Source organism: Clostridium sp. C2-6-12, from assembly GCF_009928485.1.
Lineage (GTDB): Bacteria > Bacillota > Clostridia > Clostridiales > Clostridiaceae > Clostridium.
In genome coordinates this window covers 49,409-64,552 of sequence record NZ_JAABNP010000002.1, presented here as the reverse complement: position 1 = coordinate 64,552, position 15,144 = coordinate 49,409, and the positions used below count along the sequence as shown (strand labels likewise).

Annotated in this window: 12 protein-coding genes and 1 other annotated feature; all 12 genes read left to right on the top strand. The window is 29.0% G+C overall.

The features are described from left to right. The first annotated feature begins 208 nt into the window (after window positions 1–208). Window positions 209–1,045: a 5-dehydro-4-deoxy-D-glucuronate isomerase gene (gene kduI / locus GXK56_RS01880; protein WP_160684171.1), complete on the top strand. Its 837-nt coding sequence runs from the start codon at window positions 209–211 to the stop codon at window positions 1,043–1,045. A 25-nt stretch (window positions 1,046–1,070) separates the two neighbouring features. Next, a complete protein-coding gene (gene kduD / locus GXK56_RS01875; protein ID WP_160684168.1) occupies window positions 1,071–1,853 on the top strand; it encodes a 2-dehydro-3-deoxy-D-gluconate 5-dehydrogenase KduD in 783 nt (260 codons plus the stop codon). 172 nt (window positions 1,854–2,025) lie between these two features. Next, entirely contained in the window at window positions 2,026–3,111 is a 1,086-nt protein-coding gene (locus tag GXK56_RS01870) for a glycoside hydrolase family 88 protein (RefSeq protein ID WP_160684165.1), read from the top strand. A gap of 96 nt (window positions 3,112–3,207) precedes the next feature. Continuing rightward, window positions 3,208–4,716 (top strand): MFS transporter, encoded by a 1,509-nt coding sequence (locus GXK56_RS01865; RefSeq protein ID WP_160684162.1) that lies wholly within the window; start codon window positions 3,208–3,210, stop codon window positions 4,714–4,716. A gap of 312 nt (window positions 4,717–5,028) precedes the next feature. Further along, the gene (locus GXK56_RS01860) at window positions 5,029–6,555 is read left to right on the top strand and encodes a glycoside hydrolase family 28 protein (RefSeq protein ID WP_160684159.1); all 1,527 of its coding nucleotides are present in this window, start codon (window positions 5,029–5,031) and stop codon (window positions 6,553–6,555) included. A gap of 139 nt (window positions 6,556–6,694) precedes the next feature. Beyond that, window positions 6,695–8,419, top strand: a complete 1,725-nt coding sequence (locus tag GXK56_RS01855; RefSeq protein ID WP_160684156.1) for a methyl-accepting chemotaxis protein — start codon at window positions 6,695–6,697, stop codon at window positions 8,417–8,419. A 171-nt stretch (window positions 8,420–8,590) separates the two neighbouring features. Beyond that, entirely contained in the window at window positions 8,591–8,932 is a 342-nt protein-coding gene (locus tag GXK56_RS01850) for a hypothetical protein (protein ID WP_160684153.1), read from the top strand. Window positions 8,933–9,008: 76 nt separating this feature from the next. Continuing rightward, a complete protein-coding gene (locus GXK56_RS01845; protein WP_160684150.1) occupies window positions 9,009–10,118 on the top strand; it encodes an alpha/beta hydrolase in 1,110 nt (369 codons plus the stop codon). A gap of 214 nt (window positions 10,119–10,332) precedes the next feature. Then, window positions 10,333–11,235: a M15 family metallopeptidase gene (locus GXK56_RS01840; protein WP_202127812.1), complete on the top strand. Its 903-nt coding sequence runs from the start codon at window positions 10,333–10,335 to the stop codon at window positions 11,233–11,235. A 108-nt stretch (window positions 11,236–11,343) separates the two neighbouring features. Beyond that, on the top strand, window positions 11,344–12,450 hold the full coding sequence (locus GXK56_RS01835) for an amidase domain-containing protein (RefSeq protein ID WP_160684144.1): 1,107 nt from the start codon (window positions 11,344–11,346) through the stop codon (window positions 12,448–12,450). Between the two features lie 204 nt (window positions 12,451–12,654). Continuing rightward, on the top strand, window positions 12,655–13,212 hold the full coding sequence (locus GXK56_RS01830; RefSeq protein WP_160684141.1) for a GNAT family N-acetyltransferase: 558 nt from the start codon (window positions 12,655–12,657) through the stop codon (window positions 13,210–13,212). 121 nt (window positions 13,213–13,333) lie between these two features. Further along, window positions 13,334–13,596, top strand: a binding site (T-box leader). A gap of 116 nt (window positions 13,597–13,712) precedes the next feature. After that, a complete protein-coding gene (gene aspS, locus GXK56_RS01825; RefSeq protein WP_160684138.1) occupies window positions 13,713–15,002 on the top strand; it encodes an aspartate--tRNA(Asn) ligase in 1,290 nt (429 codons plus the stop codon). The last annotated feature ends 142 nt before the right edge of the window (window positions 15,003–15,144 follow it).

The window sequence follows — 15,144 nt, the reverse complement described above, 5'->3', positions numbered from 1 at the left end:
CAAGGACTCATGAAATCGTTCTTGAAATATATTTTAAGCAAATAAGAACACGTGTGCAAATCAAACAAGCTCATAATCTTATTATTAATATAATAAGTACATATAATTAAGATTTATTTCAAGGATAAATATGTCCTTGAAATAAATTTTGGCCAAAAAGGAACACGTGTGCAGTGAAGTGTAATTATATATAAAAGGAGAAATAATTATGAATTTAGAAATTAGATATTCAAACCACCCAGATGATTCAAAACATTATGATACAGAAACTTTAAGAAAACATTATTTAGTAGAAAAAGTATTTGTTGCAGATGAAATCAATTTAGTTTACAGTCATAATGATAGAATAATATTTGGAGGAGCAACTCCAATTAAAGAGACTCTAAAACTTGGAGTATGTAAGGAACTAGGTACAGAATACTTCCTAGAAAGAAGAGAACTAGGAGTTATTAATGTAGGTGGCGAAGGAACAATTGTAGTTGATGGAGTGGAATACAACTTAAAATATAGAGATGGATTATATGTTGGACAAGGTGCTAAAAACATTGAATTTACATCTGCTGATGAAAAGAATCCAGCTAAATTTTACATTAATTCAGCACCAGCATTAAAATCTTATCCTACAGTAAAGATAGATTTAGAAAAAGCTAACAAGGTAAAATGCGGTGATGAAGTTAACATGAATAAGAGAACAATTAACCAATATGTTCATCCAGCAGTTTGTGATAGCTGTCAGTTAGTAATGGGGTTAACAATATTAGAACCAGGTAGTGGTTGGAATACAATGCCTGCTCATACTCATGAAAGACGTATGGAAGTTTATTTATACCTTGAAGTTCCAGAAGATCAAGCAGTGATACATTTCATGGGACAAGGTCAAGAAACAAGACATATATTCATGAAGAATGAACAAGCTGTAATTTCACCAAGTTGGTCAATTCATTCAGGTATTGGAACACAAAATTATTCATTTATTTGGGGAATGTGTGGAGAAAACCAAACATTTGATGATATGGATCATATAGCAATAAAAGACTTAAGATAAAAGATTAGAAGTGAGGTTTACAAACATGTCAAATGGTTTAAACAACTTCTCAATGGATTTCTTTTCACTAAAGGGGAAAGTAGCAATAGTTACTGCTGGAAATACTGGTCTTGGACAAGCTTATGCTGTAGCATTAGCAAAAGCTGGTGCAGATTTAGTAATTCCTACTCACGGAAAAGATTGGGATGAAACGAGAAGATTAATTGAAAATGAAGGAAGACAAGTTATCTTTGTTCAAGGTGATTTAACTAACAAAGAAGACAGAGAAAATGTTATAAAGCTTGCAATTCAAGTTTATGGTAAAATAGATATTTTAGTAAACAATGCAGGAACTATAAGAAGAGCACCACTACTTGAATATACAGAAGATGATTGGAATGCTGTAATGGATATTAACTTAAATGCATTATACTTCTTAAGCCAAGAAGTTGCTAAAGTAATGGTTAAGCAAGGATCAGGAAAGATAATAAACATAGCATCAATGTTATCCTTCCAAGGTGGAAAATTTGTACCTCCTTATACAGCAAGTAAACATGGAGTTGCAGGCATAACTAAAGCATTTGCAAATGAACTTGCATGCAAAAATATTCAAATAAATGCTATAGCTCCAGGATATATTAAAACAGCAAATACTGCTCCAATAAGAGCAGATGAAAAAAGAAATGCTGAAATACAAGATAGAATACCAGCAGATAGATGGGCAGATCCTTCTGATTTAATGGGAGCAGTTGTCTTTTTAGCAAGCAAAGCATCAGATTATGTTAATGGACATATATTAGCAGTTGATGGCGGTTGGTTAGTAAGATAGATATAAATCTATTTACAATAAATATGCTTTAATTAAGTTTCTACATTAATAAATGTATAAGTTTTTATAAAGAACCCTACTTTGAAAACACAAATCGACATTTTTAATTATTAATATTATACATTGTAGGAACTTAATTATTTAATGATTTAACTAATATGGAGGAAGTATTATGAAAGATTATGGAAAATGGATGGCAGACTCGATAATTGCAAGAAATACAGATTTAACAAGCTATTGGGCTTATGAATTTGGTTTAACATTAGATGGTATAGCAGAAGTTTGGAAACAAACAAAAGATAGAAAATACTTTGATTATGTTAAAGAATGTATGGATACTTTTGTTCAAGAAGATGGAACAATCAAAGGATATAAAGTTGATGAATATAATATAGATCATTTAAATAATGGAAAGATCTTGTTAACAATATACCAAGAAACAAAAGAAGAAAAATATAAAAAAGCATTACAATTATTAAGAACACAAATAGATAATCATCCAAGAACTAGAGAAGGTGTTTTCTGGCACAAAGAAATTTATCCAGAACAAATATGGCTTGATGGCTTATATATGGGAGCGACTTTCTATGCAAAATATGTAAACGAGTTCGGGGACATTTCAGAATTTGATGATATAGCTAAACAATTTATTATAGCTAGAAATCATTTAATAGATGAAAAAACTGGTCTTTTATATCATGCATACGATGATGCTAGAGTTCAACCTTGGGCTAACAAGGAAACTGGTTTATCAGCGCATTTCTGGAGCAGATCTATGGGATGGTATGTAATGGCTTTAGTTGATACCTTAGAACAATTACCAGAAAACAACAAGCATAGAGCAGAAATATTAAAAATATTTAATGATTGTATAAATGCACTAGTTAAGGTTGCTGATAAAGAAAGTTTTGTTTGGTATCAAGTTTTAGATCAAGGTGATAGAAAAGGTAACTACTTAGAAGCTTCTGGTTCATCAATGATAGCTTATGCAATGTTTAAGGGTATAAGACTGGGATATTTGCCAGAAGAATTAAGAGAATTTGCTAAAGCTTCTTTTAAAGGTTTAATTGATGAATTTATTTTAGAAACTAAGGAAGGCCTAATCAATTTAAATAAAATTTGTTTTGTTGCTGGATTAGGTGGAAAAGATAATAGAGATGGATCATTTACTTATTACATAAGTGAACCAATAGTATGTAATGAACCAAAAGGTCTTGGACCATTTGTTTTAGCAGCGGTTGAAGCAAATTTATTATAAAAATAAAGATTCCATACTTTTATATGGAATCTTCAAATAAAATTGGTGCAATAATTGTAATATTATTTGTAGATTATTTGTTGGAGGGAATTATTAATGAAAAGAAAAGTAACAATTAAGAATATGATAGGTTATGCATCTATCAATTTCTTAGGAAGTGGTGCACAAAAATTAGTGCAATTATACTTAACAATATTCTATACTCAATTATGTGGACTTAGCATTGTGCAAGCTGGTTCAATATTTACTGTAACAAGATTTTTAGATGCTATTTTAAATCCAGTAATGGGATTTGTATCTGATAACTTTGGTAGAACTGCATTAGGGAAGCGTTTTGGTAGAAGAAAGTTCTTCGTATTAATTGGAGCACCTTTATCTATGTTAGTATATCCATTATTGTGGACAACAGGTCATTCATTCATATTCTATTTCGCTGTAAACATGGTTTGGGAAATGATCTTTACAATAATCATAGTTTCTGCAATTGCTTTACCAGCAGAAATGGCACAAACAGCAAGTGATAAAACAAAGCTTGTTGCATCTAAGCAATACTGTGGAACATTTGCACAAACATTAGCAGCAGCTATTCCAGCTCAATTATTTGCAATGTTTGGTGAAAATGAACCAAAATCATTCCTTTTAACTGGAATTATTTATGGTGGTGTAATTGCACTTTCATTACTAGTAGTTTTTGCGTTAACATTTGAACGTGATCCTAAAGACATAGTCTATGATGAAGAAGTACATGGCATAGGACAAGTATTAAAGAAATTACTATTAGACATATCTTCAAGTATAAAAGTTAAATCATTTAGAATACATACAATAATGATGTTATTAATAGGTATATACAAGAATTTAGCTAGTACTGTATTAAGCTTCTATGTTATCTATTGTTTATCACTAAGTAAATCTGCTACAGGTTATCTTTCAGCGTTTTCAACATTAATTTCTTTTGTAACTTTAACATTATTTGTAGCTTTAGCATATAAATATGGTGGACCAAAAACTTTCAGATTTTCAGCAGTTTTAGTAATCATAGGATGTGCAGGATATTTTGGATTAATGTTTTTAAAAGGTTCAGCCTTATTAATTCCAGTTTTAGTAGCAGTACAATTAATCAGCCAAATAGGAAATGCAGGTTGTGATTATATACCAGTATTCCAATTACCATTCATGGCAGATATAGATGAAGCCGTAACAGGTACTAGAAGAGAAGGTATTTTCTCAGGTGTTAATGGTGCTATGTCTAAGATTTCATATGGTATAGAACAATTATTATTAACAGTAGTACTCGCAGCCTTTGGATTTAAAGAAGGTACAGGACAACAACCAGCATCTGCTATTGTAGGAATACAAGTTATGGCTATTGTAGTTCCAATATTATTACTTTTAGCTACCTGGTTCTTCTCTATGAAGTTAAAATTAACTAAAGAAAAACATAAACTTTTAGTTGATGAAGTTAATAGAATAAAAGCTGGTGGAGATAAAAATGCAGTAACACCAGAAGCTAGATTAGCAATTGAAGAATTAACAGGATTTGAATATGAAAATTGCTTTGGTAATAATGATGTATTAGGTGAAATGAAAGTTGCTAATGCATAATATATAAACAATTTTATAAATTAAAATCTTAATATAATCTACACCTCAGAGTTTTCTTTGAGGTGTAGATTGCTATCAGAAAACCAGAATTTGTACACATATAAAAAGAGTAACTGTGCTACAATACGGAACTTTCCTACAATTAGGAACTTAAACTTAGGTAAGAGTGAATGATTGAGGAAAAAAAGCCACTGGTTAACCTAAAGGGGATTAAATCTAAGTTACCCGTTAAATTTTAATTTATATCTAACTTAAAATTAAAATAAATGCGAAATTAATTAAAATAGTATTGAAATAATGGAGGTATATATAATGGATAAATTACAATGGAATGAAGAATTATATGAAAAGATCGAAAGAAAGGTAAACGAAAACATACCTGATTTTAAAGGAAAAACAGAATATAGCATTTTAGATGATAAATATAGACACCTAATAAAAAACATCAAAGAAGAATATTTAACTCATCCAGATGGAATTTATAAAGGCAGTAAAAAAGAATTAAAACAAGACAAAGAGTATACTGGAAAATCTCTAATAAAAAATACTAGAGAAATAGAATTTTATGGGAATGTCATACAAGCAGCTATAGATGAAGCAACTGTTAATGGCGGTGGAAGAGTTATAGTTAAAGGAAGTGAGGATTCAAAAAATCCTAATGTATATTATACTGGAGCTATTAATCTAAAAAGTAACGTAGAATTACATATTGAAGGAAACGCAATTTTAAAATTTGTTAGAAATAAGACTAATGAGTTTTATCCTTTGGTTTATACTAGATGGGAAGGTGTTGAAATGATGAATTTTTCACCTTTCATTTACAGTTATGATGAAAAAAATATTGCAATTACAGGAAAAGGTATATTAGATGGATGTGCTGATGAATTTAACTGGATGCCATGGAAATTTGGGTTTTTTAATGAAGAAGATCAACAAATACAAAGAGAAAGATTGTTTGATTTATGTAAAAACAATGCAGATGTGCGCACAGAAAGAATCTTTAGAGAGGATATATCTACAATAAGACCACCATTTATTCAACCATATAAAACTAAAAATATTTTAATTCAAGATATTACTATTTTAAATTCTCCATTTTGGGAAGTAAATCCTGTTCTTTGTGAAAACATAAAGGTTTCTGGAATAAGAATAGAAACTAATCTTTACAATAATGATGGAGTAGATCCTGAATCATGTAAAGACATAATAATAGAAAATTGTTTCTTCTTAACAGGCGATGATTGTATTGCAATAAAATCAGGAAGAAATAATGATGGAAGAAATATTGGTGTTCCATGTGAAAATATTATTATTAGAAATAATGAATTTAAAGATGGACATGGCGGAGTAACTATTGGAAGTGAAATATCAGGTGGAGTGAATGATGTATTTGCACATGATAATTACTTTGATAGTAAAGAACTAGATTATCCAATTAGATTTAAGACAAATGCTGAAAGAGGCGGAAAGCTTGAAAATATTTTCGTAAAGAATAGTACTGTAAATAAATCAAAAATTTCAGTTATCCATGCAGATTTCTTCTATGAAGAAGGAACAAATGGAAAGCATAAACCTATTTTAAGAAACATTAGATTATCAAATATTAAGACTGTTGAAGGAGAAAGTATTGAAGCAAAATATCCATTATTTTTAAAAGGCTTTGAAGATGCTCAAATTGAAAATATTATAATTGAAGATGCAATATTAAATGGAGTTGAAGGTGAATCAGTTCTTCAAAATATTAAAGGTCTTACATTTAAAAATGTCAGCATAAATGGTATGAAACTAGAAGATATGACTATAGATGTAGATAATGAAATGAAAATTCACAAAGTTTAAAAGTTTGATTAAATATTTATGATATGCATAATTTGGAGAAGTGTGCTATAATTTAATAGTTATGCATATTTTGAGTCAAATGTTAGGGAATAGCTTAAAATATGCTGCACTATATTATATTAGGAGTTGAGATTTAAAAATGATAAAGAATTTAAAAGTGTTTTACAAGGTAACATTGTTATCCTTTGTATTGTTATTACTAACTTTTATTCTTGGGGCATCGGGGTATTACTTTACTAAAAATTCTAACAACAATCTATCAAAAATGTATAATGATCATATGAAAGCCATAAATATAATGGATGATATGAGAATTCAAGCAAGAACTTGTCAATTTGATTTATTAAATATTACTTTGAATAATGGTAATCTTGATGGACAAAAAAAATATCTAGATGAAATGGATAATAAATTAAATGGTATTGAAAAGCAAGTTAATGCATATAAAGCATTAAATTTAAATCAAGAAGAAAAAGATGCTATTGCTAAACTAGAGGGAAATTTGCCAGAATATAAAAAGGTTTGTTTAAAAATAAAAGATATGGCTTCTACTGGGAATGTTAAATCAGAAGAAATTTATGATTATATAAATGCTAATGAGCCAGTATTAGATGGATTTAGAACTGTTGCAAATGCATTGCTTAAAGCTCATTTAGCAAAAGCTGATGATACATACATAAGTACAGAAAGTACTAATAAACAAACTGTTTCAACATTATTATCAATTTTATGTGTAGCTATTATTCTTGGAATAATACTTACAGTTTTAATTGTAAAACCAATTACATCTTCGTTAAAAGCAGCAACTAAGTATTTAGGAATAGTTTCAGAAGGAGATTTTACAACAGAAGTATCACCAGAATTATTAAAAAGTAAAGACGAAGTTGGTGATATGTTAAGAGCTTTAGATAAAATGCAAAAAGCTATAAAGGAAACATTAAAATCTGTAGTTAATGAATCAATTAGTATTGAAAAAATAGTTGGAAATACTGAAAGCAATATGACAAAGCTTACTAATCAAATGCAGGATGTTTCAGCTACAACTGAAGAACTTTCAGCAGGAATGGAAGAAACTTCAGCATCAACACAAGAAATGAATGCTGTATCCACACAAATTCAAAATACAATTCAAATCATTGATTCTAAGGCAAAAGAAAGCGCTTTAACATCAAATGAAATTAGTAATAGAGCTAATGAAATAAAATCCAAAGCAGTTGAATCAAAAAATACTGCTGATGATATATACTTCTCAACTAATAAGAATTTAAGAGAAGCAATAGAAAAATCCAAATCAGTTGAACAAATAAAAACGTTATCTGAAGCTATTCTGCAAATAACGTCTCAAACAAATCTTCTTGCATTAAATGCATCTATAGAAGCGGCTAGAGCAGGAGAAGCAGGTAAAGGCTTTGCAGTAGTTGCTCAAGAAATAGGGAAATTGGCAGAGGATTCAGAAAAAACTGTTAATGAGATACAAGGTGTTACTCAAGTTGTGTTAGAGTCAGTGGAAAATCTTGCTTCAAGCTCTAATGAAATATTAGAATTTATAGATAAACGAGTAAAAAATGATTATAATTCTATGGTTGAAGTAGGAGAAAAATATAATAGGGATGCAGAGGCTATTTATAACTTATCATCTGAATTTAGCAAGGCGACTGAAGAAATTGCAAAGCTTATGAAAAATATTGTTGTGTCCTTAGATGGAATTACAACTGCAACAAGCGAAGGAGCAGAAGGAACTTCAACTATTGCAGAAAAAACAACTAATGTAGTTGAATTAGTTGATGATATAACAAATCAAACATATTCAATAAAGGGAAGTGTGGATGCTCTTACAGAATTTGTATCTAAATTTAAAATCTAATATTACTATATATGAGATAGTAAGAGAGATAAATTAAATAAGTTTTTATATTGACTACCATTTGCTTTGGCAGACGGTAGTTAATTTTTATTGATAAAAGCCCTTCTCAATATTATAATGAATAGATAAACAAAGACATTAAATTATTGTAACAAAGGAATGGAGATAAAAATGAATAAGATTTTTCAAGTTAAGGATTTAGTTTTTTATGAAGAGGATTTTGTAGAAGATATAAAAGATTATGAGGATATAATAGAAATATTACAAGAGTTAAGTCCAGATTTAGATTATGAAACAATACAAATTGCTGGTTCTAATGGTTGTTGTGATAAAACTAAAAAGAATCATTTAGTAGAGATTATTGGATATATTGATGAAGATGACCAGTTTGTAACAAAGGATGAAAGAGATGCTATGGGAATCATGGCAATGAATAAGAAATTTGATTTATTTGTTATAACAGTTCATAAGTGTACTGCATGTGGTAAATGGGTAATTTCTATTCTTGAATAAGAATACTTTTTAATTTCAACTAGATTTTTTTCTAGAAATATATTTATGACAGGCAGTCAAGGGAGGAATTGAAATAGTGATTAAAAACTATAAAAGTGCTAAGAATAATTTTAAAATACTATTAACACTGTTTTTATTGATTTTCCAACTATTTTCTGGAATAGGTTATTCTAATAAAATTGCCTGGGCAGAAGAAACTGAAAATTTATTAGATGAAATTTATATATCTGAAAATAACTATACTGAAGATATGGAAAAAACAGTTGAGCCATACATAAATAGCAGACTTGAACCTGGATACATAGATGGTGATGAAGGAGTAAAGCTTTATTATGAAAAATATAAAGTTGATAATCCAAAAGGTAATATAGTACTATGTCACGGATATACTGAAAATTTAGAAAGATATCATGAATTAATTTATTATTTTATGAAAAATGGATATAATGTGTTTGGAATTGAACATAGAGGTCATGGAAGATCTGGGACACTAGGAATTGCAGATAAAACCCAATTAAATGTTGGGAGTTTTAATCAATATGTTACTGATTTTAAAGTCTTTATGGATGAAGTAGTAATGCCCAATAATGATGGGAAAAAGATGCTTTTATATGGACATTCAATGGGCGGAGCAATTGGAACTAAGTTTTTAGAAGATTATCCAGATTATTTTAATGGAGCAGTTTTAAATGCACCAATGCTTGAAGTTCATACTGGAAATATACCTAAATTTTTAGCGGACATAATTGTCAGTATCCAAGTTGCAATAGGTAATGGTGGAAAATATGTAATTGGTAAAGGGCCATATACTTCACAATATAATCCTGAAAAAATTGGTACAAGCTCAGTTAAGAGATATGATTATAGTCATAATATTACTGATAAAAATAAGGAACTTCAAAGAGGCGGCGCAAGTTATAATTGGACAAGTGAAGCATTTAAAGCAACTAAGGAAATTACTAAAAAAGAAAATGCTTCAAAGGTTGAAATACCTGTGTTGTTATTTCAAGCAGGAAAGGATACTTATGTTAAGCCAGAAGGCCAAAATAAATTTGCTGAAGGTGCAAAGAGCTGTAAAATAATAAAAATAGATGATTCTAGGCATGAAATATATTTAGAAAAAGATGAAATTCAAAAGCCGTATTTAAAACAAGTATTAGATTTTTATGATAAAATTGGTGAATAAAAAAGCTTGCAAAGCATAAAAGATTCTAGTTTCATAAAAAATAATTCTTAAAATATTCATAATATAATAATGTTTTTAATAGAAAAAGCAATTAACAAATAGCAGGTTAAATATTAGTTTAATTTGCTATTTTTTTATGCCAAATTACTACATAGTATATTCGGTATTGGGACAGTATATATTTATAGGATTTAAAAGGTGGTGCAAATAAGTGATAAAAAGATTAAGTGTTTTTATAGTTTTTTTATTGATTATTATTAATATTCCTGTTAATACAAAAGGCAAAGAGGAAAAGGATTACAAAACCGAAATGAAGCAGGATATATTAATTCTTATGATGGCTTATCCAGATTTCATAACAGGAATTGAAAAGAAAAATGATAATGAAGTGTACTTAATTATGAAATCTGGAAAGAAAATACTTTACGATGATAATAAACAAAAGAATTCTGAAGAAAAAATGGTAAATCCTGATCTTCAAGATATGTTAGAACAAAATTATCCACTTGAAAAAAATACAGAACTCTTGGCTAAAGGATTTGATCCAGGAAGAGTTAGGCATTATGGTTTTCTTAATGAAGTTTATGGAAATTCAAAAGGAGCTATAGAAAAAAATCTTGTGAGTTTAAAATATGGATATACAAATTATCAATTTAATGGGAAAAATAAAGCTAATTTGTCTTTAGAGAGTGCTTTAAAAGAAGTTATACCATTAAGTAAAGGTAGAGCTGATATAGGAAGTATACTTTACCCAGCAAGTGGAACTTATAATTATCGAGTTATTTCAGGTACAGGAAGATTAAGTCCTCATTCTTATGGTATTGCTATTGATTTAAAAAGTGATAGAAGGGATTATTGGAAATGGAGTTCAGAAAAACAGGGAAAAGAGAGAATCAATGAGTACCCAAAAGAATTAGTTGAAGCCTTTGAAAAAAATAATTTTGTTTGGGGTGGGAAATGGTGCCATTTTGACATTTTACATTTTGAATATAGACCAGAAATAATATTAAAAGCTAGATATTTCAATAATTTTAATGGTGGGAATTGGTATGAAGGTGTTCCATTAGACGAAAACTCTAAAAAGTATATTGATTTAATTGATAATCAAATTAATTAGAATAAATATTATAGTAAAATGAGAAAATAAACTAAAGTTATATATTAAAATTTAAGGTTTATAGATTTCCACATAAATAATCTAAATACATTTTAAGGAGAATAAATTATGCTGCACTTTAAAAGTAACCACTCAAAACTTATAAAAATAATACTAATAACGTTAATGTTTTCTTTAGTTAATTTTAATAGTGAAAAGATAGTTTTAGGAGATATTAATAAAGATGAAGAAGTTATAAATTTTGTAAACAATATTTTTAAAGTAAAAAGTAAAGCAGCTTTAAATAAAGATTTAGATTCAATACAAACACTTTATGCTACAGATTCAAAACTTGGTCAATGGGCATATGAATATGAAGAAAAAAAGATAAAATATATAAATAACTGGGCAGAAAAACAAGGTATTAATTTTGTTGATATTATTCCTAAAGTTGTAATAAAAAAGTCTAAAATAAATGAAGAAAAATGTTCCTTCAGCGTATTATGTAACACAGAATATAAGTATATTTACCCTGACCAGCCTGAGCAAGTTAATAGTTCAAAGATAGGAACCTATCATTCCCTTCAGCTAACTAAGAAAAATGGCAATTGGATAATAACTAAAGAGTGGTATACAGATCCATTTGCAGATTCACTGAGCTTAGAATCAATTAAAGCAGATGAAATTAAAGAATTCATTAAAACTCAATCACCTAGAGATATATCAAATATTAACGAAAGAAGAAAAGGTGTTATAGAATATGCGCAAAAATTCTGTGGAGCAGCTACAGGAGAAGAATTTAATTTTAAATATAATAATAAATATAGAAATTTTAATTCTGAAGGAGGAGACTGTGCTAATTTTGCTTCACAAATACTTCATGAGGGTGGAAAGTTTAAGGAGACTTCAGGGTGGAACTACGATAAAGGCAGTGTTACAGGTCCATGGGTAAATGCTGGAAAGTTCACTTATTATATGATAAATAGTGGAAGAGCTTCTGTTATAGCAAAAGGTAGTTATGAAAAAGTATATAAGGCTTCATATAAATTACTTCCAGGTGATTTTGTTGCCTATGAAAAAAAAGGAGATATAATGCATGTATCTGTAGTTACTGGTGTAGATTCAAAAGGATATTCACTAGTAACCTGTCACAACACTGATCGTAATAATGTCCCTTGGGATTTAGGATGGAGCGATAAAAAAATACAATTTTGGTTAATTAGAGTCCATTACTAAGTTATTGTGCCTAAAATTAATAATCGAAAAGCTTTATGCTAAAAAATATTACTGATGAGAAATTCTTGTCAGTATTTTTTTGTTTGAATTGTTATAGTATAATATAAAAATATAAGAGTATAAAATCAAATTAAAATTACTCTTAATTTAAATAGGAGGTTCGCAAGAATTGGCTATTAAAAGTTCGTATTCTTGCAAAAAGGGATGAATAAGATGATTTTAAAGAAAAAAGATGGACAAGAAATAGAAGCTAAATTAATTGAATTAGACTTAAGTTATATGGATAAAATAATGGACCTTCAAAAAAATATTTATGAGGGTTTAGCTAATAAAGATTTTTATGCTTGTACTGATAAAGAAGAGTTTGAAGATACCATAAAAGATAATGGTAAAATTATTGGATGTATATCATTAAAAGATAACCAATTAATAGCCATGGGAGTATATATTGAATATGGATATGAAGACCATAATTATGGTTATGATATAAATATTCAAGGAGAAGAACTATTAAAAGTGGGGCAAATTGAATCAACTGTAGTTAAAGAAGATTTTAGGGGAAATAAACTTCAAAAAATAATTTGTGAAATGCTTGAACAAATTGGGAAAGATGCTGGTATGAAATATATGTGTTCTACAGCTGCACCAGATAATACATTTAGTGTAAACACCTTTGAGAAACTTGGGTATAATATTATGGCTGATAAATTGAAATATGGCGGGTTACGACGCTATGTGTTTATGAAAGAAATTAATAAATAAAAGATTAATTAATAAATTTTTAAAAAAAGTATTGATTTATAAATAATTATGCAATATAATGAATCTTGTAAGTGGTAGAACTTACAAGTGAAGAGAAATAAATGTTTTAAAATGTAATTTTATATATGCTATGATGAAGAAAAGTAAATTCAAATGAATGATTTTAAGAGAGCAGATGATGGTGGAATATCTGTATGAGTTCTGAATTGAAGAACACTTCGGAGCAGTTAACCGAAATTAACTAGATTCCTAGATAAAAGTAGACTTAACCGGGTCCATACCGTTAAAAGTGGAGGGTATAAGATTTTATGTTTTGTACTTAATAGAGGTGGGTTTTTTATAAAACCAACAAGGGTGGTACCGCGAAGATATTTCGTCCCTATGCATTATGCATAGGGACTTTTTTGTATATAAAATTATATAGAAAAGCATAAAAATACAGAACTTTTGTAAAAAACAATTGTAAAAATAAGCAATAAATAGAAAAAGGAGTAAGACGCATGGAAAGAATTTATATTAAAGATTTAGTAGTAAATGGGGAAGAAACAGTATTATTAAAGGGATGGGTGCATAAGATTCGTGATCTGTCACAAGTATCCTTTATTATGCTTAGAGATAAGTCTGGAATAATTCAATTAGTTTGCACTAAAGAACAAATTAAAGGATTGAGACTTGAAAATGCAATTGAAGTAAAAGGAATAGTTCGTGAAAATGAAAAAGCTCCAAGAGGAATGGAAATTGAAGTTTCTAGTATTGAAGTTGCAGGTAAGGTTTTCTACGATAAGCTTCCATTTGAAATTCAAAGCTATAAAGACAAGGCAGCACTTGAAACTCAATTAGATTTTAGAACAATAAGTCTTAGAATTCCTAAGAAAAAAGCTATTTTCAAAGTTCAAAATGAAATAGAAACAGCATTTAGAGCATTCTTTAAGAGCAATTATTTTGAAGAAATTCACACACCTAAAATAACTCATTCAGGAACTGAAGGTGGATCAGAAGTGTTTACTGTTAACTACTTTAACAGAAGAGCATTCCTTTCACAAAGTCCACAATTCTGGAAACAAATGATGGTTGGAGCTGGATTTGAAAGAGTTTTTGAAGTAGGTTTTGCATATAGAGCAGAACTTCATAACACATGGAGACACTTAAATGAATATGTGAGTTTAGACGTTGAAATGGGCTTTATTAAAGATGAAACAGAGCTTATGGATATTGAGGAAAAATTCTTAAACTACTTATATAAACACTTAAAAGAAACATGTAGCGAAGAATTAAAAATGTTTAATGTAGAACTTCCAGAACAGTTAACTATTCCAAGAATTCCATTAGCTGAAGCACAAGATATTTTATTAAAAGAATTTAATAAAAAGTCACCAGTTGGAAACATCGATAACGAAGGAGAAGCTCTTTTCCATAAATATATTAAAGAAAAATATAACACTGATTTTGTATTCTTAACAGAATACCCAACAGCAAAAAGACCAATGTATGCTATGGAAAGAGAAGATGATGCAGAAATCACAAAGAGCTTCGATTTAATCTTTAAAGGTGTTGAAATTACAACAGGTGGTCAAAGAATACACGATTATGAAGCGTTAAAAGCTAAAATGGAAAGAATGGGAATAAAGGTAGAGGATTTTGATTTCTACTTAAATACATTCAAATATGGTATGCCACCACATGGAGGATTTGCTATAGGTCTTGAAAGAATAACAATGCAAATTTTAGGACTTGGAAATATAAGAGAGGCTTCTTTATTCCCAAGAGATATGAAGAGATTAACTCCTTAAGTGATAAGTGAGAATCGAAAAGTGAATGTCCAAATTTTATCTTTGGAAACATGAATTTTCCCTGTGGGCATTTTATATTTCGATTTTCGAACTTAGCCAGCAACCAAAGTGCGATAGCTTCCTTATAAGAACATTTGGTAAG

What these genes read in the sequence shown, in the direction of transcription:
- kduI (WP_160684171.1), top strand. Translation starts at nt 209, where the DNA reads ATGAATTTAGAAATTAGATATTCAAACCACCCAGATGATTCAAAACAT.
- kduD (WP_160684168.1), top strand. Translation starts at nt 1,071, where the DNA reads ATGTCAAATGGTTTAAACAACTTCTCAATGGATTTCTTTTCACTAAAG.
- GXK56_RS01870 (WP_160684165.1), top strand. Translation starts at nt 2,026, where the DNA reads ATGAAAGATTATGGAAAATGGATGGCAGACTCGATAATTGCAAGAAAT.
- GXK56_RS01865 (WP_160684162.1), top strand. Translation starts at nt 3,208, where the DNA reads ATGAAAAGAAAAGTAACAATTAAGAATATGATAGGTTATGCATCTATC.
- GXK56_RS01860 (WP_160684159.1), top strand. Translation starts at nt 5,029, where the DNA reads ATGGATAAATTACAATGGAATGAAGAATTATATGAAAAGATCGAAAGA.
- GXK56_RS01855 (WP_160684156.1), top strand. Translation starts at nt 6,695, where the DNA reads ATGATAAAGAATTTAAAAGTGTTTTACAAGGTAACATTGTTATCCTTT.
- GXK56_RS01850 (WP_160684153.1), top strand. Translation starts at nt 8,591, where the DNA reads ATGAATAAGATTTTTCAAGTTAAGGATTTAGTTTTTTATGAAGAGGAT.
- GXK56_RS01835 (WP_160684144.1), top strand. Translation starts at nt 11,344, where the DNA reads ATGCTGCACTTTAAAAGTAACCACTCAAAACTTATAAAAATAATACTA.
- GXK56_RS01830 (WP_160684141.1), top strand. Translation starts at nt 12,655, where the DNA reads ATGAATAAGATGATTTTAAAGAAAAAAGATGGACAAGAAATAGAAGCT.
- aspS (WP_160684138.1), top strand. Translation starts at nt 13,713, where the DNA reads ATGGAAAGAATTTATATTAAAGATTTAGTAGTAAATGGGGAAGAAACA.